14 protein-coding genes are annotated in these 16,611 nt (G+C 68.8%); 10 read left to right on the top strand and 4 right to left on the bottom strand.

The window, feature by feature from the left end; all coding sequences use genetic code 11:
- Positions 1–132: 132 nt before the first annotated feature.
- On the bottom strand, positions 133–1,218 hold the full coding sequence (locus ASC91_RS00450; protein ID WP_056191002.1) for a ferredoxin reductase: 1,086 nt from the start codon (positions 1,216–1,218) through the stop codon (positions 133–135).
- A gap of 126 nt (positions 1,219–1,344) precedes the next feature.
- On the opposite strand from ASC91_RS00450, the gene ASC91_RS00445 reads away from it, so the two are divergent.
- Positions 1,345–1,992 carry a TetR family transcriptional regulator gene (locus tag ASC91_RS00445; protein ID WP_056191000.1) on the top strand — a complete coding sequence of 216 codons (648 nt, stop codon included), beginning with the start codon at positions 1,345–1,347 and terminating at the stop codon, positions 1,990–1,992.
- A gap of 9 nt (positions 1,993–2,001) precedes the next feature.
- On the opposite strand, the gene ASC91_RS30740 is transcribed toward ASC91_RS00445, so the two are convergent.
- The gene (locus ASC91_RS30740; RefSeq protein ID WP_056190998.1) at positions 2,002–3,939 is read right to left on the bottom strand and encodes a methyl-accepting chemotaxis protein; all 1,938 of its coding nucleotides are present in this window, start codon (positions 3,937–3,939) and stop codon (positions 2,002–2,004) included.
- Between the two features lie 40 nt (positions 3,940–3,979).
- A complete protein-coding gene (locus tag ASC91_RS29110) occupies positions 3,980–4,207 on the bottom strand; it encodes a hypothetical protein (RefSeq protein WP_056190997.1) in 228 nt (75 codons plus the stop codon).
- Between the two features lie 91 nt (positions 4,208–4,298).
- On the opposite strand from ASC91_RS29110, the gene ASC91_RS00430 reads away from it, so the two are divergent.
- The 7 genes from ASC91_RS00430 (at position 4,299) to ASC91_RS00400 (ending at position 12,321) form a co-directional block, all read left to right on the top strand.
- A complete protein-coding gene (locus ASC91_RS00430; RefSeq protein WP_056190995.1) occupies positions 4,299–5,705 on the top strand; it encodes an FAD-binding oxidoreductase in 1,407 nt (468 codons plus the stop codon).
- Positions 5,706–5,718: 13 nt separating this feature from the next.
- Positions 5,719–6,084 carry a hypothetical protein gene (locus ASC91_RS00425; RefSeq protein ID WP_157280969.1) on the top strand — a complete coding sequence of 122 codons (366 nt, stop codon included), beginning with the start codon at positions 5,719–5,721 and terminating at the stop codon, positions 6,082–6,084.
- Positions 6,085–6,151: 67 nt separating this feature from the next.
- Positions 6,152–7,594 (top strand): cytochrome P450, encoded by a 1,443-nt coding sequence (locus tag ASC91_RS00420; protein WP_056190992.1) that lies wholly within the window; start codon positions 6,152–6,154, stop codon positions 7,592–7,594.
- 192 nt (positions 7,595–7,786) lie between these two features.
- Positions 7,787–10,408, top strand: a complete 2,622-nt coding sequence (locus ASC91_RS00415) for a glycoside hydrolase family 3 C-terminal domain-containing protein (RefSeq protein ID WP_200955195.1) — start codon at positions 7,787–7,789, stop codon at positions 10,406–10,408.
- A gap of 27 nt (positions 10,409–10,435) precedes the next feature.
- Positions 10,436–11,356, top strand: a complete 921-nt coding sequence (locus tag ASC91_RS00410; protein WP_056190988.1) for an alpha/beta hydrolase — start codon at positions 10,436–10,438, stop codon at positions 11,354–11,356.
- Positions 11,357–11,382: 26 nt separating this feature from the next.
- Positions 11,383–11,829, top strand: coding sequence for a nuclear transport factor 2 family protein (locus ASC91_RS00405; RefSeq protein WP_056190986.1), 447 nt, complete (start codon positions 11,383–11,385; stop codon positions 11,827–11,829).
- Between the two features lie 93 nt (positions 11,830–11,922).
- A complete protein-coding gene (locus ASC91_RS00400; protein ID WP_056190984.1) occupies positions 11,923–12,321 on the top strand; it encodes a VOC family protein in 399 nt (132 codons plus the stop codon).
- A gap of 66 nt (positions 12,322–12,387) precedes the next feature.
- Here the strand turns inward: ASC91_RS00400 and ASC91_RS00395 are convergent, their stop codons facing one another.
- A complete protein-coding gene (locus ASC91_RS00395) occupies positions 12,388–14,592 on the bottom strand; it encodes a TonB-dependent receptor (RefSeq protein ID WP_056190982.1) in 2,205 nt (734 codons plus the stop codon).
- Between the two features lie 190 nt (positions 14,593–14,782).
- On the opposite strand from ASC91_RS00395, the gene bla reads away from it, so the two are divergent.
- Both bla and ASC91_RS00385 read left to right on the top strand, forming a co-directional pair.
- Entirely contained in the window at positions 14,783–15,643 is an 861-nt protein-coding gene (gene bla / locus ASC91_RS00390; protein ID WP_056190979.1) for a class A beta-lactamase, read from the top strand.
- On the top strand, positions 15,640–16,536 hold the full coding sequence (locus ASC91_RS00385; protein WP_235531759.1) for a GyrI-like domain-containing protein: 897 nt from the start codon (positions 15,640–15,642) through the stop codon (positions 16,534–16,536). The genes bla and ASC91_RS00385 overlap by 4 nt, the downstream gene beginning before the upstream one ends.
- Positions 16,537–16,611: the final 75 nt, after the last annotated feature.

Genomic DNA, 16,611 nt, shown 5'->3' with positions numbered 1-16,611 from the left:
CAGCGTGCACCACCGCGTCTCAGGCGGGTGCGTAGCGTTCTTGCCTGTTGGATGAGCGCCGTCGTGGGTGCATACCGTTGATGAGGCGAGGACTGGCATGCGGTGGAAAGCGGTCAACTGCCGTTTCTAGGCTCATAGATCCAGTTCGAGGTCGGAGCGGGCGGCGCTGACGCACAGCCGAATGAGTTCGTTGGGTGCGCTGGACAGCTCGCCCGTGTGCAGGTGCTGCACCGTGCCGCTGCGCTTGACGCATTGGCAGGAGCGGCAGATGCCGATGCGGCAGCCATGCTTGGGCGCCAGGCCGGCGGCCTCGGCCTGGTTCAGCAGCGGGGCAGCGCCCAGCGACGCGAAGCCGGTGGCGCTGCGCAGCAGCTGCACGCGCACCGGGGCGCTCAGCGGCTCGGCCGCCAGCGGCGCGGCGGCAAAGCGTTCGCTGTGCAGCGGCGCGGTGATGCCGTGCGCCTGCCAGTGCGCGTGTATCGCATCCATCAGCCCGGCGGGGCCGCACACCCAGGTGGCGCGCTCGGCCAGGTCGGGCACCTGCGCTTGCAACCCAGCCGGCGTGAGGTGGCCGGCGCTGGCGCTGAAATGCTGCACCCGGCGCAGCCCGGGCATGGCTGCCAGCTCGGCGGCAAAGATCTGTTCGACCGGGCTGCGGCAGCTGTGCACAAAGACCACACGGTCGGCCGCGCCGCGCGCCTGCAGCTCGCGCAGCAAGGCCATCACCGGCGTGATGCCGCTGCCCGCGCTGAGCAGCAGGATCTTGTCCGGCAACACGGCGGGCAGCACGAACTCGCCCATCGCCGGGCCGAGCGTCAGCACATCGCCCACGCGCACGCTCTCATGCAGATGCGTGGACACCCGCCCCTGTCGCTTGACCGTGATCGCCAGCAGGCGCGAGCCCGGGCGCGACGTCAGCGAGTACATGCGCTCGTGGCGGCGGCCGTTGATCTCCACGGTCAGCGACACGAACTGCCCGGCGCGGGCACCACGCCACATCGCGTTGGGGCGCAGCACCAGCGTGCGGGTGTCGGCCGTCTCGGCGATGCACTTCACCACCCGGGCCTTCACCTGATGCAGCGACAGCAGCGGGTGCAGGGCCTGCAGGCTGTCCTCGACGGCGCTCTCGCGCACGATGGCCGCCACCCAGGGGTGCTGCAGCGCGGCGCGCAGCGGGCGAGTCAGGGCTTCTAGGCGGGTGGGGAGGTGCGTTTGCATGGTTGCATTGTGTACGTTTGTACACAAACATACAAGCCACTCAACCAGGGCGGTGCGCCATGCTGTGTACAAATAGGCAGTCAAGCGGGTGAAGCTACGATACGAGTGTTCACAAAACGACCCGCCATGTCCGACACCGCTGCCGACAAACTCTCTCGCGCCGAGCGCAAGGACCTGACCCGCGCCAGCCTCACCCAGGCCGCGCTGGCGCTGATGGGCGAGGGGCGCAGCTTCACCAGCCTGGGCATCCGCGAGATCGCCCGCGAGGCGGGCATGGTGCCCAACGGCTTCTACCGGCACTTTCGCAACACCGACGAGCTGGGCCTGGCGCTGGTGGAGGAGGTCGGCATCAGCCTGCGCCGACTGCTGCGCGAGGCGCGCCAGGGCGGCGCGGCGCCGGCCGACCGCGTGCGCGTGTCGGTCGAGGTCTATTGCAGCTATGTGCAGCAGCACCGGCTGCTGTTCCTTTTCATCAGCAGCGAGCGCGGTGGCGGCAGCCGCATCCTGCGCCTGGCCATCCGCAACGAGGTGCGCCACTTCACCAACGAGATGGCGCAGGACTTCCGCGCCATCGGCGCGTATCCCGACATGCCCACGGCCACGCTGCAGATGGTGTGCGGGCTGATCGTCAACACCATGCTGGCGGCAGCGCCCGAGATGCTCGACCTGCCGCCCCAGCAGCCGCTGCTGGAGGCCGAAATGATGGACAACTTCGTGCAGCAGCTGCAGGTGGTGCTGCTGGGCGCGGCGGCCTGGCGGGTCAACCCAGACTGAGCCCGCCCCTCAGCGCTGGGCGACCGGCATGCGGAAGGTGTTGACCAGGCCCGACAACTTCTCGGCCTGCTGCTGCAGGCTCATGCCGGCCGCGGCGGTTTCCTCGACGAGGGCGGCGTTCTGCTGCGTCAGCTGGTCCATGTGCGAGACGGCCTCGCTGATCTGGCCGATGCCGGTGCTCTGCTCGCTGGACGCGCGGCTGATGCTGGTGACGAGTTCGGCCAGAGAGCGGATGGCGTCGACGGTTTCGCGCATCGTTGCGCCGGCGCCCTTCACGAGGCGGGCGCCGTCCTCGACCTGGCCGACGCTGGTGGAGATGAGGACCTTGATCTGCTTGGCAGCCTCGGCCGAGCGGCCAGCCAGCGCGCGCACTTCCGACGCGACGACGGCAAAGCCGCGGCCCTGCTCGCCGGCCCGCGCGGCCTCCACGGCGGCGTTCAACGCGAGGATGTTGGTCTGGAAGGCAATGCCGTCGATGACGGCGATGATTTCCTCGATGCGCCGGCTGCTGGCCTCGATGGCGCCCATGGTGCTGACGACCTGGTCGACGGCCGCGCCACCCGAGATGGCGACCGTGCAGGCGCGCTGGGCCAGGCTGCTGGCGTCGCCGGCCTGATCGGCATTGCTGCGCACGGTGGCGGTCAGCTGCTCCATGGAGCTGGCGGTTTCCTCGAGCGCCGAAGCCTGCTGCTCGGTGCGCTGCGACAGGTCGCGGTTGCCCGAGGCCAGTTCCTGCGAGGCTTGCGCCACCTCGCCGGCATTGCTGCGCACCTCGCCGATGACGCCGCACAGGCTGTCGCGCATGGCCAGCAGCGCCATCGTCAGCTGGCCGATCTCGTCGCGCGCGCTGATGACGACGTCGCCGCTGAGGTCGCGTTCGGCGATCTGCTGGGCCAGGCCGGCGGCATGCTGCAGCGGCACGGTGATGCTGCGCGAGATGCCGCGCGCGAGCAGGAAGACGGCGCCCAGCATGAAGGCCAGCAGGCCGAAGACGACCCAACTGCTGGTGCGCAGGCTGGACACGCGCGCGCCGAGCATGCCGTCCAGCGCATCCATCGCCTCCTCGGCAACGACATACATCGCGTCGATGGTGCGGGTGTAGCTGGCGATGTAGTCGGGCGCCGCGTAGGCCAGCTCCTCCTTGGCGATCAGCTCGTCGCGGGTCAGCTTCAGCGAGCCGCGCACCTGTTCGTCCAGTGCGGCGATCTTGCTGCCCAGCCGGCTCTTGAGGTCGGCATTGACGGCGAAACTCTTGTCGAAGGCCGTGCCCATGCCGGCATGCTGGTCGGCGGCCTGCTGCACGAGGCCGGCCAGCAGGGTGCGGCCTTCTGGGCCGATCTTGCCTTCCGCCAGAAAGCCGGCGCCACGCGCTCGCGCCTGGCCCAGGGCCTCGGTGGCGATGGGCAGCCGCGTCAGCGTCGCGCTGATCAGGAAATAGGTGTCGGCCTCGGGGTCGAGGATGAGGCCGGACTGGTCGACGAGCTGGTCCAGCAGTTTGAAATAGACGGCGATGAGCTGGGCGTGCAGGGTGCTGCTTTCGGCCGCCTTCAGTCCCTTGGCGCCCACCTGGCTGGACAGGCTGTCCCAGCGCGTGCGCGCGTCCTGCCAGGTCTGGCGCATTGCGTCGTTCGCGCCATCGCCCTTCAGCATGGTGTCGACGGCGGCAACCTGCTTGACCACCTCGGCGTTCTTGGCCGAGCGTGCCGTCTGCACCGAGTCGTTGCCGCCCAACACGGCAGCCGACAGGCCGCGGTGCTGCTGGGTCAGCTGGGCCAGCCGCACGAGCAGCCGGGCGGGCGCCAGGCCTTCGAGCTCGCCCTGCGCCGCCTGAGCCAATTGACGCGCCTGGCGCACCTGGAAGGCCGAAGGGATGCTGATGGCGACCAGCACCAGCAGGGTCAGCAGCGTCAGCTTGCGGCTGATCGTCAGAGTGGTCGTCGGGCTCATGGCGTTCTCCTCGTTGGCAAGGCCCTGTTGCGGCGCCGATTCAGTGTCGGCGGCCGCTGCGGTGGAAGGCCGGTTTGTGCACGGGTGCCTCATGCGGCTTGAAACCTTGGGCCGACGTCCAGCGCGGCGCGGGCGGGGCGTCATGGGGCGGTGGCGGATGACCGAACACCTCGCGCCAGCGCGCGGCCAGCAGATCGAAGCGCACCGCGCCGAAGGCGATGAGGGCAACGGCCGCGACGAGCAGCAGCCAGGTCAGGGTCGGGTCCATGCAGGTCTCCCGGGGTTCGCTGTGTGCCCCATGCTGTCACCATGCGACGGGCACTGCAACACAATCCTTGTCTGACCCCCTGGAGTTGGCCATGAACGCGCCCGAAACCTTCTCGCCCGCCCCACTCCCGGCCGCGCTGCTGGACAGCCTGCGTGCCGAATTCGCCGAGCGCTGCTCGACCGCCCTGGCGGTGCGTGAGCAGTATGGCCGCGACGAATCGGTGTTCGACGTGCCGCCGCCGCAGGCCGTCGTCTTTGCGGAAAGCGAAGTCGAAGTCGCGCGCGTGGTGGCGCTGTGTGCCGAGCATCGTGTGCCCGTCATCCCCTACGGTGCGGGCTCGTCGCTCGAAGGCCATCTGCTGGCCGTGCACGGCGGCATCAGCCTGGACGTGTCGCGCATGAACAAGATCCTGCGCGTCGACGCCGAGGACCTGACGGTCACCGTGCAGCCCGGCGTCACGCGCAAGGCGCTGAACGAAGCGCTCAAGCACGAGGGCCTGTTCTTCCCCATCGACCCCGGCGCCGACGCGAGCCTGGGCGGCATGGCCGCCACGCGCGCCAGTGGCACGAACGCGGTGCGCTACGGCACGATGCGCGAGAACGTGCTGGCGCTGCGCTTCGTGTCGGCCAGCGGCGAGGTGGTGCGCTGCGGCTCGCGCGCCAGGAAGAGCAGCGCCGGCTACGACCTGACGCGCCTGGTCATCGGCAGCGAAGGCACGCTGGGCGTCATCACCGAGCTGACCGTCAAGGTCCACCCGCTGCCCGAAGCCGTGTCGGCCGCGGTCTGCTTCTTCCCCAGCATCGATGCGGCCGTGCGCACGGCCATGCAGATCATCCAGATCGGCGTGCCCATCGCCCGCTGCGAGCTGCTGGACGCCAACGCCATCAAGGCCGTCAACGCCCATGACAAGCTGGGCCTGAAGGAGGCGCCCATGCTGTTGATGGAGTTCCATGGCAGCGAGGCGGGCGTGGCCGAGCAGGCGGCGGTGGTGCAAGACGTGGCGGCCGACCATGGCGGCGAGGCCTTCGAGTGGGCGACGACGCCCGAGGCGCGCACGCGGCTGTGGACGGCGCGGCATCACGCCTATCTATCCGGCCTGCAGATGCGCCCCGGCTGCCGCGCGGTGACGACAGACACCTGCGTGCCCATCTCGCGCCTGGCCGAGAACATCAACGCGTCGATTGCCGAGGTCGAGGCCGCAGGCCTGCCCTACTTCATCGTCGGCCATGTCGGCGACGGCAACTTCCATATGGCCTATCTGCTGGACCCGATCGACCCCGAGGAGCTGGCGACGGCCGAGCGCCTGAGCGCACAGATGGTGGCGCGGGCGATTGCGCTGGAGGGCACCTGCACGGGCGAGCATGGGATCGGATTGCACAAGCAGGGGTTTTTGCTTGATGAGACTGGATCAGAAGCCGTCGCATTGATGCGAGCGGTGAAGCAGGCGCTGGACCCGCTGGGCGTCCTCAATCCGGGAAAAATCTTTGCGACTGAATGAGGTGGTCGACGTCATGAAGCAATCGAAGGCCACACTTCTTGCGTTCGTTTCGGCGACCGCGCTCATTCCTACTTATCTGTCGCTTGAATTTCCGTTGTCGGGCCAACGTGACCTGTTGTCGGTCATTGGGACGTTCGTTGTGTTCGGCCCATTCACGGCCATGGTGACTTGCGTGATCGCCGTTCCGGCCTACGCAGCTCTCAGTAAGTTCGGCTGGGTGACTTGGTGGTCCTCGGTAGGCAGTGGTGTGCTCACCGCAGTCCTTGCCACGGCGGTGTTGATGCCTACTACGGAGGCCGAAGGATTCTTGAGATTTGCGTTGCTTGGTGGCGCTGCGGGATTCGTGTTTTGGTTGATCTGGAGAATGGGTCGCGAATGAGCCGGTGGGGTTCGGCTCCACAAACTGAATGACGCTGCCAGCGGGTCCCGCTTCCTAAACTCGCCCTATGCACACCACCACCGCCCCGCCCGCCGGCGCGCTGCGCCAGTTCGACGACCTGCCCGGCCCGCGCGGCGTGCCGGTGTTCGGCAACCTGCTGCAGATCGACTCGACGCGGGTGCATCAGCAGGTCGAAGCCTGGTGCGAGGAGTTCGGGCCGATCTTCAAGCTCAAGCTGGGCAAGCGCCGCCTCGTCATCGTCGGCGACCACGAGCTGATCAGCACGGCGCTGCGCGACCGGCCGGATGGCTTCAGGCGCACGCAGCGGCTGGAGGACGTGGGCCGCGAAATGGGGCTGAACGCGGGGCTGTTCGGCGCCAACGGCGAGGCCTGGAAGCGCCAGCGGCGCATGGTCATGGCTGGGCTGGACCCGGTGCATGTGAAGCGCTACTACCCGTTCCTGCTGCGCGTGGCCGAGCGCCTCGTCGGCCGCTGGCAGGTCGCCGCGCGCGAGGACCGCCGCATCGAGCTGCAGGCCGACCTGATGCGCTTCACGGTGGATGCGGTGGCAGGCCTGGCCTTTGGCGAGGACGTCAACACGCTGCAGTCCGATGAGGACGTCATCCAGCAGCACCTGAACCGCATCTTCCCGATGCTGTTCAAGCGCATCTTTGCGCCGCTGCCACTGTGGCGCTGGTGGCCCTCGGCCGAGGACCGCGCACTCACGCACAGCGTCGCTGAGGTGAACGTGGCGGTGCAGGGCTTCGTCGCCAAAGCGCGGGCACGGATGGCCGCCAACCCGGGGCTGCGCGAGGAGCCCGGCAACTTGCTGGAAGGCATGCTGGTGGCGGCCGACGAACCCGGCAGCGGCATCGACGACGAGCAGGTGGCTGGCAATGTGCTGACCATGCTGCTTGCCGGCGAGGACACGACGGCCAACACGCTGGCCTGGATGATCTGGCTGCTGTGGCAGCATCCCGACGCGCTGGCCCAGGCGCGGGCCGAGGTGGACCGCGTTTGTGGTGAGGCCGCGCTGCCGACCCTGGAGCAGCTCGGCGCGCTGGACTTCGTCGAGGCCTGCGCGCACGAGACGATGCGGCTGCGGCCGGTGGCGCCCATCAACGTCATGCAGGCCATGCGCGACGCGCATGTGGGCGACGTGCAGGTGCAGGCCGGCATGATCGTCATGGCCGTCATGCGGCGCGATGCCACGAGCGAGCGCCACCTGGCCAACGCGGCCGCCTTCGACCCCGCGCGCTGGCTGGTGGATGCCAAGCAGGCCGGCGCAGCCAAGCGCCTGAGCATGCCCTTCGGCGCCGGGCCGCGCATCTGCCCGGGGCGCTACCTCGCGCTGATGGAGATCAAGCTGGCTTGTGTCCTGCTGCTGCGGCACTTCGACATCACGGCGGTGGATACGCCCGACGGCCAGGCGCCGCGTGAGCTGCTGCAGCTGGCGATGGGGCCCGTGGGCTTGTCGATGCGACTGGCACGGCGCTCGGCCGCTGCGTGACGCCTGGTGCGTCCGATAACGATTCTGGTATCGATCACATCGGCGAATTCATCGCCGCGAACATGAGCGAGTTCTCATAGGCGGCGCGACTTGATTTTCTAGGGGTGTCCGGAGCGTCAATCAGGGAAAAACAGGTGTCGGATTGTTTGCGCTACCACACAATGCTGCGCAACGATAAAAACGGAGACGCCGTTGAAGACCCTTTCCATCGCCTGCCTCGCCGGGGGCCTGGCCCTCAGCGGCCTGGGCGTCGCCAGCCCGAGGACGGATGCCGACGCCCAGGCCCGCCAGATCGTGGCCCAGCTGACGCTCGACGAGAAGACGGAGCAGTTGCTCAACGGCGCGCCGGCCATCCCGCGCTTGAACATCCCGGCCTACAACTGGTGGACGGAGTCGCTGCACGGCGCCTTCGGCCCCGGGGCGACGACGAACTTCCCACAACCCATCGGCCTGGCCGCCAGCTTCAACGACCGGCTGATGCAGGACGTGGCGGCCAGCATCAGCACCGAGGTGCGGGCCGTCTACGCACTGGGGCGCGGCAAGCCCAACCCGAACAAGATAGGCGGCGCGCTGGATACCTGGTCGCCCAACATCAACATCTTTCGCGATCCGCGCTGGGGGCGGGGCCAGGAAACCTATGGCGAGGACCCCTTCCTGACCGCGACGCTCGGCAAGGCCTTCGTGCACGGCATGCAGGGGCCGGACCCGGCGCTGCCGCACGTCATCGCCAGCCCCAAGCATTTCGCCGTGCACAGCGGCCCCGAATCCACGCGGCATTCGGTGGACGTGTGGGTCTCGGCGCAGGACCTGGAGGACACCTACCTGCCCGCCTTCCGCGCGGCAATAGTCGACGCGCAGGCCGGCTCCATCATGTGCGCCTACAACCGCGTCAATGGTGAGCCAGCCTGCGCCAGCCACAGCCTGCTGGTGAAGACGCTGCGCCAGGACTGGAAGTTCAACGGCTACGTGGTGTCGGACTGCGACGCCGTCGTCGACATCCATGCCCACCACAAGTACGCGCCCGACGCCCCGGCCGGAGCCGCCGCAGCCCTCAACGCCGGCGTGGACAACGAGTGCAATGGCGCCACGCTGTCGAACACGCCGGGCCTGGGCGAGCGCTACAAGCAGGCGCTGGCGCGCGGCTACATCCGCGCGGCCGACATCGACAACGCGCTGGTGCGCCTGTTTGCCGCGCGGCTGCGCAATGGCGATCTGCCGGGGCTGGGCGAGCGCAGCTTCCCGAAGGCCGAGGCGATCAACTCGCCCGATCAGCGCGCGCTGGCGCTTCGCGCCGCGCTCGAGAGCCTGGTGCTGCTGAAGAACGACGGCGTGCTGCCGCTGCGCGCCGCGGCCCGCATCGCCGTCGTCGGCCCGCTGGCCGATGCCCGCCGCGTGATGCGGGGCAACTACTCGTCCGGCCAGACCGGGCCGACGCAGACCGTCTTCGAGGGCCTGCGCCAGCAGTTCCCGGCGGCGCAGGTGAGCTTGGTGCCCTTCGGCCCGTCGATCACCGACGGCGACCCGGTGCCTGCCAGCGCCTTCGTCGCGCCCGACGGCAGCCCGGGCCTGCGTGCCAGCTATTTCAAGCTCCAGCCTGGCTCCCCAGTGGCGCCGGGCAAGCGCCGTTTTCAGGAGAAGGCCTTCGCCAGCCACGGCGTGGCGCAGCTCGACTCAAGGGTGCGCGACTTTCCCGAGTCCGGCGAAGTGACGCGGGTGGTCTTGACGGGGTTCTTCGTCGCCCCCGAGACGGGCAGCTACCGGCTCGGCGTTGCGGGTGTCAAAGGCCAGGTGCGCGTTGCTGGTCGTGACCTGACGCTGGCCAGGCGCCCGACGCAATGGGCCGAGCCGGTCGCCTTGACGCAGGTGGACCTCAAGCAGGGCGAGCGCTATGCGCTGCAGTTCGAGGCCGAGTCCGGCACCGGGGCGCCGCCCGGCATGGTCTGGAAGCGCGTGTCCCGCCAGCCGCTGGCAGAGTTGCGCGCCGCCGTGCAGGGCGCTGACGTGGTGGTCGCCGTCGTCGGCCTGACGTCGGACCTGGAAGGCGAGGAGATGCCCGTCAAGATCGAAGGCTTCCAGGGAGGCGACCGCACGACGCTGGACCTGCCGGCCGACCAGCGCGCCTATCTGCAGGCCGCGGCGCAGGGGGGCAAGCCACTGGTGGTGCTGAACCTGAGCGGCAGCGCCATCGACCTGTCCTGGGCGCAGGCGAACGCGGCGGCGGTGCTGCAGGCCTGGTACCCGGGCGAGGGCGGCGGCCAGGCCATCGCGCAGGTGCTCACCGGTGTGGCCAACCCGGCCGGGCGGCTGCCGGTGACCTTCTACCGCAGCGCGAGCGACCTCCCGCCGTTTGACGACTACCGCATGGCCGGGCGCACCTACCGCTTCTTTGACAAGCCGGTGGTCTACCCGTTCGGCCATGGCCTGAGCTATTCCAGCTTCCGCTACGAGGCGCCCAAGGTCGAGGTGCAGGACGACGGCAAGGATGTGGGCTTGGTGGTGCGCACGGCCGTCACGAACAACAGCACGCGCGATGGCGACGAGGTCGCCCAGCTCTACCTGGCGCCGCCGCGCTTCGAGGGCGGGCCGCGCCTGGCGCTGCGGGGCTTTCAGCGCCTGCATCTGAAGGCGGGCGAACGGCGCGAGCTGAGCTACCGGCTCGATGCCCGCGACCTGAGCTTCGTGGACCGCGACGGCGTGCGCCAGGTCATGCCTGGCGCCTATCGGCTCAGCGTCGGCGGCGGCCAGCCCGACACCGGTGCGCCCGTGGAGAGCGCCAACTTCTCGCTGACGCGGCCGCTGCTGCTGCCGCGCTGACCCCATCAACTCGCTGGACAAACGACCATGCCCTCACTTTTCTCCACCCTGCTGGCCCTGCTGCTGGCCTCCGCTGCCACATGCGCCCTCGCGCAGGACGGCACCATCCACCCGCTGCAGGCGCCCGCCGAGCCACGCGCCATCCCGCTCGGCACCGGCGGCGTCGACAAGCAGCCGGCCGCCGAGAGCTGGTTCCGCCAGTGGGGCGAGCCGATGGTGCGCAACGTCACCACCGCCACGCTGACGCCCTACCTGCCCGCGCCGGGCAAGGGCAATGGCGCGGCAGTGCTGGTGGCGCCGGGCGGGGGCTTCCGCTGGCTGTCGATCAACAACGAGGGCTGGAAGGTGGCCCAGGCGCTGGCCGACCAGGGCATTGCCGCCTTCGTCCTCAAGTACCGGCTGCAGCCGACGCCGGACTCGCTCGACGGCTTCAAGGACTCGATGAACCGCATGTTCACCGCGGCCGGATCGAGCGACGGCAATCCGCGTTCGCTGGTGCCCGACCTCGCCAACCAGCTTGCCGACGCCGAAGCGGCGCATGCCCTCATCCTCTCGCGCGCCAAGGAATGGGGCGTCGACACCAGGCGGCTGGGCATGGTGGGCTTCTCGGCCGGCGCGGGCCTGACGATGCACAGCACGCTCAACTCCAAGACCATGAAGCTCGCCTTCATCGCGCCGATCTACGGCGGCATGGGGCCGGTCGACGTGCCCAAGGACGCGCCGCCGATGTTCAACGTCATCGCCAGCGACGACTTCCTGTTCCGCGGCCAGATGGGCGTCGTCAAGTCCTGGTTCGATGCCGGCCGGCCGGTCGAATTCCATCTCTACCAGAACGGCGGCCATGGTTTCGGGCTCGGCTACCCGGGCAAGACCGCCGAGGGCTGGTTCCCGGTCTTCGTCCGCTGGCTCGACGTGAATGGCTTTTTGAAAGCCGGCACGGCAAAGTAGAGGACCGCCGCCGCCAGACCTTCGCCATGATCACCCTCCGCATCCCGTGCCTTGTCGCCGTGGCATCTGCCGCGCTGCTCATCAACCCCGCAGCAGGCGCCTCGGTCGCGGAGAAGGAAGCCATGGCAGTGACCCAGGCTGCGTGCGACGCCTTCCGCCTGCGCGACCTGGCGGCGCTTGAACGCCTGCTCGCACCTGAGTTCAACCTCGTCAGCACCAACGCCGAGGTTCAGAGCCGGGCGCAGGCGCTCCAGGAAGTCCGCGATGGCGACCCGCAATACGAGCGCTTCGAGAACCACAGCATGACGGCGCGCATGTATGGCGACGCGGCGGTGGTGCAGGGCATCACCTCACTGAAGGGTCGGTCCGGCGGCAAGCCCTTCGCGGTCGATGTGCGCTTCACGGACACGCTGATCCGGGTCAACGGCCGCTGGTCGATCGTGGTCAGCCATGTCACGCGCATGCCGTCCTAGTCTCGAGTGATCAGGACGCCTGGCGTCGGGCGTCCACAAACATCACAGCGCACCACAATCCTGCGCTTTCGACGTTTTCTTGAGGAGATACCCATGTTCAGCCACGTGATGGTCGGTACCAACGACATCGAGCGCAGCAAGCGCTTTTATGACGCGGTGCTCGGCACGCTCGGCGTGCCCGAGGGCTTTTGCAACCAGGGGCCCTCGGGCCACCAGCGGGTGTTCTACCGCCATTCGGGTGGCACGTTCTGCATGAGCCAGCCGATCAACGGCGAGCCGGCCTCGCATGCCAATGGCGGCACCATCGGCTTCGGGTGCGCGTCGCCCGAGCAGGTGCAGGCTTTCCACGACGTGGCGGTGGCACACGGCGGAGAGTCCATCGAGCAGCCGCCGGGCCTGCGCGAGGGGGCGCTCGGTGCGATGCACCTGGCCTATGTGCGCGATCCGGACGGCAACAAGCTCTGCGCTCTCCACCGCATCAAGACGGCTTGAACTGACGACGGAGGCCCATGAAAAACGCCGCCCGAGGGCGGCGTTCCTGTCTTCGGCGAGCGCTCTTTAGAACATCGCCTTGAACTGCACGCCATACGTGCGCGGCTCGTTGATGAAGCCGGTCAGGTTGTTGAAGTCGATGGCACCCGTCACGCGGATCTGGTTGGTCACGTTGCGCACGAAGCCGGCGGCTTCGTACTTTCCGTTGCCCCACAGATAGCCCACGCGCACGCCGCCTTCGGTCAGGCTCTTGCCCGTGAACTCGGTGGCCTCGTACAGGAAGAAGTTGACCTTGGAGCGGTAGGCCCAGTCGGTGTAGACATAGACCTCGTCGCCGCTGGCCAGCGGGATGCTCCAGCGGGCGGTGAGGTTGTAGGTCCACTTGGGCGCGTTGGGCAGGGCGTTGCCGTCGACCATCGCGTTGTTACCGACGATGGGGTCCTGCACCGTTGGGAAGGCGCCATTGACCTTCAGCGAGCCGCCCGGAGGCACGCCCAGGCCGGCGTCCTTGAGCTTGGTGTTGTTCAGCGAGCCGCCGAAGGTGACCATCAGGTCGGGCGTGATCAGCGCTTCGAGGTTGATCTCGGCGCCGGTGCCGGTGGCCTTCTTGGCATTGAGCAGGCGCGTGGCGTTGACGCTGCCGCCCACGGCCGTCAGCTGCAGGTCCTTGACGGTGTAGCTGAACAGCGAGCCCGACAGGCGCAGCGTGCGCTTGAGCAGTTCGCTCTTGAAGCCGACTTCATAGGAGTTGACGGTTTCCGGGCTGGCCTGCGATTGGCCGGCGAAGGCCGACGCGTTCTGCATGGACGACGCGCGGAAGCCGTTGGCGTAGCGGGCGTAGAGGTTGGTGTCGGCGTCGAGCTTGTAGGTGGCCGACAGGTCGCCGCTCCACTTGCCGTCGTCGGTGCTGGCGCTGGTGCCGGTGGAGGTGTTGAACAGGCCCGTGCCGGCGTGGGTGGTGGACAGGTCCTTCTTGTCCTTGGTGTAGCGCAGGCCGGCGCGCAGCTTGAGCTCGTCGCTGACGGCGTAGTTGACCGAACCGAACACCGCGCCAGCCTTGTTGGTCTGGGCGCTGTAGATGTGGTCGACGTCGGCGTGCGTCGTCGTGTTGTAGGTGATGTTGTCGATCGTGTACTTCTCGTCGAAGAGGTACACGCCCGCCTGCCAGCTCAAGGGACCGGCGGTGTTGGACTCGAGGCGCACTTCCTGCGTCAGCTGGCGGTGGCCGTTCATGCCGCTGCCGGTTTCGGACTGGAAGGGGATGCCGGGTGCGCCGGGCACGCCGCCGTCGATGTCGCCGCGGGACAGCGGCTTCACATGCTCATAGCCGCTGATGGCGTAGATGTTCAGCCCGGGCACGGACCACTTCAGGCGCAGGCTGCCACCGGTCTGCTTCAAGGTCTGGTCGTTGACGCCATTGAAGGCGGCCTTCTCGGCGTCGAAGCCGTCGGCCAGGTCGTTCGTGCCGCGCTTGATGGCGTTGGCACGGAACAGGCGCGGGCTGCCGTCCAGGTCACGCACGTGCAGGTTGGCGAGCGCGCTGAACTGCTTGTGCGGCTCGTACAGCACCTGGGCGCGCACGGCGCTGTCGCGGTAGCCCTCGGTCTTGGGCGTGACGGCGCCGGGGGCGGTGTTCTCGGCCCAGTCGCCGCGACGCTGGCTCTGCGCGGAGATGCGGGCAGCCCAGTCGCCGCTCAGGGGCAGGTTGGCCGCGCCTTCGAGGTTCAGCGTGCCGTAGTTGCCCACCGTGACGCTGGCGTAGCCGTCCTGCTTGTGGCTGGGCTTGACGGAGTCGAACTTGACGACGCCGGCCGGCGTGTTGCGGCCGAACAGCGTGCCTTGCGGGCCGGCGACGACTTCCACCGCGGCGGTGTCGAAGATGGGGAAGCCCTTCAGGATGGGGTTCTCCTGGATCACGTCGTCGACGATGACGCTGACCGGCTGCGAGGCGTTGAGGCGGAAGTCGGTGTTGCCGTAGCCGCGCAGGTAAAAGCGCGGGAAGGCGCGGCCGAAGCTGGACTCGATGTTCAGGCTGGGCACGCGGCCCGACAGGAAGCGCAGGTCCTGGCCGCCGGAGGCCAGCACGTCGAGCTTGTCGCCGCTGATCTTGGAGACGGCGTTGGGCACGTCCTTGATGTTTTCGGCACGCCGCTCGGCCGTGATGACGACGGTTTCGAGCTGGCTGCGGTCTTTGGCTGGGGCTTCTTGAGCCAGGGCGGGAAGGGCGGTGCTCAAGGCGAGGGCCAGGAGGCTCATGCGCGGTGCGTTCATCAAACAACGACTCCAGAAAAGGAAGCGGCCCCAACTGCAGGGCCGGCGGCGATTGTGCGGACCGCCGCAGGGGCTGGCAGCCGTCATGACTGCGTTGTTGCGCAAGTCTGACGGAGTAGTCAGTTTGCGGACGGGCCGTGCAGGTGCCCCCCGCACCGGGGCCGTGCGGGGGCGCCAGAGAATGCGGCGCATGAAACGTCGTCCCCTCCTTGCTGGCCTGGCTCTGGCGCCTGTAGCCACCCGCAGCCTTGCCACCAATGCCGCTGACTTCGCCGCGCTGGAACGCCGCGTGCAGGGCCGAATCGGCTTCTTCGCCATCGACACCGGCAGCGGCCGCGTGATGGCTCACCGCGCTGACGAGCGATTCGCTACGGCGTCGACCTTCAAGATCCTGCTTGCCGCCCGCGTGGCCCAGGGTGTGGAGGCCGGGCGCTGGGGCTGGAATGACGCGGTGCCCCTGCGTGAGAGCGAGCGCGTGCCGCATTCGCCGGCCTTCGACCGCTTGCTGCCGCGTGGCCAGGCGACGCTGGCCGAGCTGGTTCAGGGCATCGTCGTCGAGAGCGACAACCCCTGCGCCAATGTGCTGCTGCGCCACTGCTGTGATTCGCCGGCCGGCCTGACGACCTGGCTGCGCCAGCAGGGCGACGCCGTCACGCGCCTGGATCGCTTCGAGACCGAGCTCAATGAGAACGCCCCGGGCGACCCGCGCGACACCAGCACGCCGCGCGCCTTTGCCAGGACGCTGCAGCATCTGCTGCTCGGCCCGGGCCTGAAGCGGGCCAACCAGGCGCGCTTGTGGGCCGACCTGCAGGCCTCGCGCACGGGCCTGAAGCGGCTGCGGGCCGGCGTGCCGGATGCGAGCTGGCGCGTCATCGACAAGACCGGCAGCGGCGCCCGTGGCGCGGTCAACGACGTGGCCCTGGTGTTTCCGCCGGGCGGCCGTTCGCCCTGGGTCGTTGTTGCCTTCCAGTCCGACTCCAAGGCCTCGAGCGACGAACTCTCCACCGTGCATGCGGACGCGATGCGCGGGCTGGTGAGGGCCTGGGCTTGAACAACGCGAGTCGGCGCCAGTACGAGGCCCGCATGCACCGCGTGCAGGCCCACATCGACCGCCATCTGGACGCGCCGCTGGACCTGGAAGCGCTGGCCGCCGTCGCCCACTTCTCGCCCTACCACTTCCACCGCCTCTTCCTGGCCTGGACGGGCCAGACCCTGGGCGACTACCTGGCGCGCCGTCGCCTGGAGAAGGCCGCTCAGCGGCTGCGCGGCCAGCCGGATTCGACCGTGCTGAGCATCGCGCTCAGCGTGGGCTATGGCTCGGCCGAGGCCTTCTCGCGGGCCTTCAAGCAGCGCTTCGGCCTGCCACCGGCGCAATGGCGCAATCTCGATCAGGCCGATAGCAATCTGGATCAAGCCGGCGCCGGGCTGGACGACGAGCATGGCTTCTCCCGCAACCGTGACGAAGGAGATCCCGTGAACGTCCGCCTCATCGACCGCCCGCCTGTGCGCATGGGCTATCTGCGCTACCAAGGCGCCTATGGCCCTGCCCTTGGCCGCTTCTGGGCCGAGACCTTCAACCCGTGGCTGGCCACGCAGAACCTCGGCCCCGTGTCGCGCTTCGGCATCAGCCACGACGACCCCAGCCTCGTGCCGCCCGAGCAATGCCGCTACGACGCCGGCGTGGCCGTGCCGGATGACTGGGCGCCCAACGGCGGCGCCCTCGTCACCGAACTGCCGGGCGGGCGCTATGCGGCGCTGGACTTCGAAGGCACGGCCGCCGAGATCGGTGCCGCCTGGGCGGCCATGATGGGCCGGTGGCTGCCGAGCAGCGGCCTGCAGCTGGATGCGCGGCCCTGCTTCGAGCACTACGGGCCGCAGTCGAAATTCGACTTCAAGACCGGTGTGTTCGACTGCGAGCTGTGCATCCCTGTCGCGCCGCTATGACCCGCTCTTGTCGGACGCTCTTGCGGGCCGAGCGCCGGGCCGCTCCCTAGCCGGCCCGCCTAGGGCGATGTGCTT

This window comes from Pelomonas sp. Root1237 (assembly GCF_001425055.1).
Classification (GTDB): domain Bacteria; phylum Pseudomonadota; class Gammaproteobacteria; order Burkholderiales; family Burkholderiaceae_C; genus Pelomonas.
Note: the sequence above shows the minus strand (reverse complement) of the source record. Positions and strands in the feature narration are given on the sequence as shown.

Bases quoted from the DNA above. Each gene is read 5' to 3' on its own strand.
- ASC91_RS00450 (WP_056191002.1), bottom strand. From the start codon at position 1,218: ATGCAAACGCACCTCCCCACCCGCCTAGAAGCCCTGACTCGCCCGCTG.
- ASC91_RS00445 (WP_056191000.1), top strand. From the start codon at position 1,345: ATGTCCGACACCGCTGCCGACAAACTCTCTCGCGCCGAGCGCAAGGAC.
- ASC91_RS30740 (WP_056190998.1), bottom strand. From the start codon at position 3,939: ATGAGCCCGACGACCACTCTGACGATCAGCCGCAAGCTGACGCTGCTG.
- ASC91_RS29110 (WP_056190997.1), bottom strand. From the start codon at position 4,207: ATGGACCCGACCCTGACCTGGCTGCTGCTCGTCGCGGCCGTTGCCCTC.
- ASC91_RS00430 (WP_056190995.1), top strand. From the start codon at position 4,299: ATGAACGCGCCCGAAACCTTCTCGCCCGCCCCACTCCCGGCCGCGCTG.
- ASC91_RS00425 (WP_157280969.1), top strand. From the start codon at position 5,719: ATGAAGCAATCGAAGGCCACACTTCTTGCGTTCGTTTCGGCGACCGCG.
- ASC91_RS00420 (WP_056190992.1), top strand. From the start codon at position 6,152: ATGCACACCACCACCGCCCCGCCCGCCGGCGCGCTGCGCCAGTTCGAC.
- ASC91_RS00410 (WP_056190988.1), top strand. From the start codon at position 10,436: ATGCCCTCACTTTTCTCCACCCTGCTGGCCCTGCTGCTGGCCTCCGCT.
- ASC91_RS00405 (WP_056190986.1), top strand. From the start codon at position 11,383: ATGATCACCCTCCGCATCCCGTGCCTTGTCGCCGTGGCATCTGCCGCG.
- ASC91_RS00400 (WP_056190984.1), top strand. From the start codon at position 11,923: ATGTTCAGCCACGTGATGGTCGGTACCAACGACATCGAGCGCAGCAAG.
- ASC91_RS00395 (WP_056190982.1), bottom strand. From the start codon at position 14,592: ATGAACGCACCGCGCATGAGCCTCCTGGCCCTCGCCTTGAGCACCGCC.
- bla (WP_056190979.1), top strand. From the start codon at position 14,783: ATGAAACGTCGTCCCCTCCTTGCTGGCCTGGCTCTGGCGCCTGTAGCC.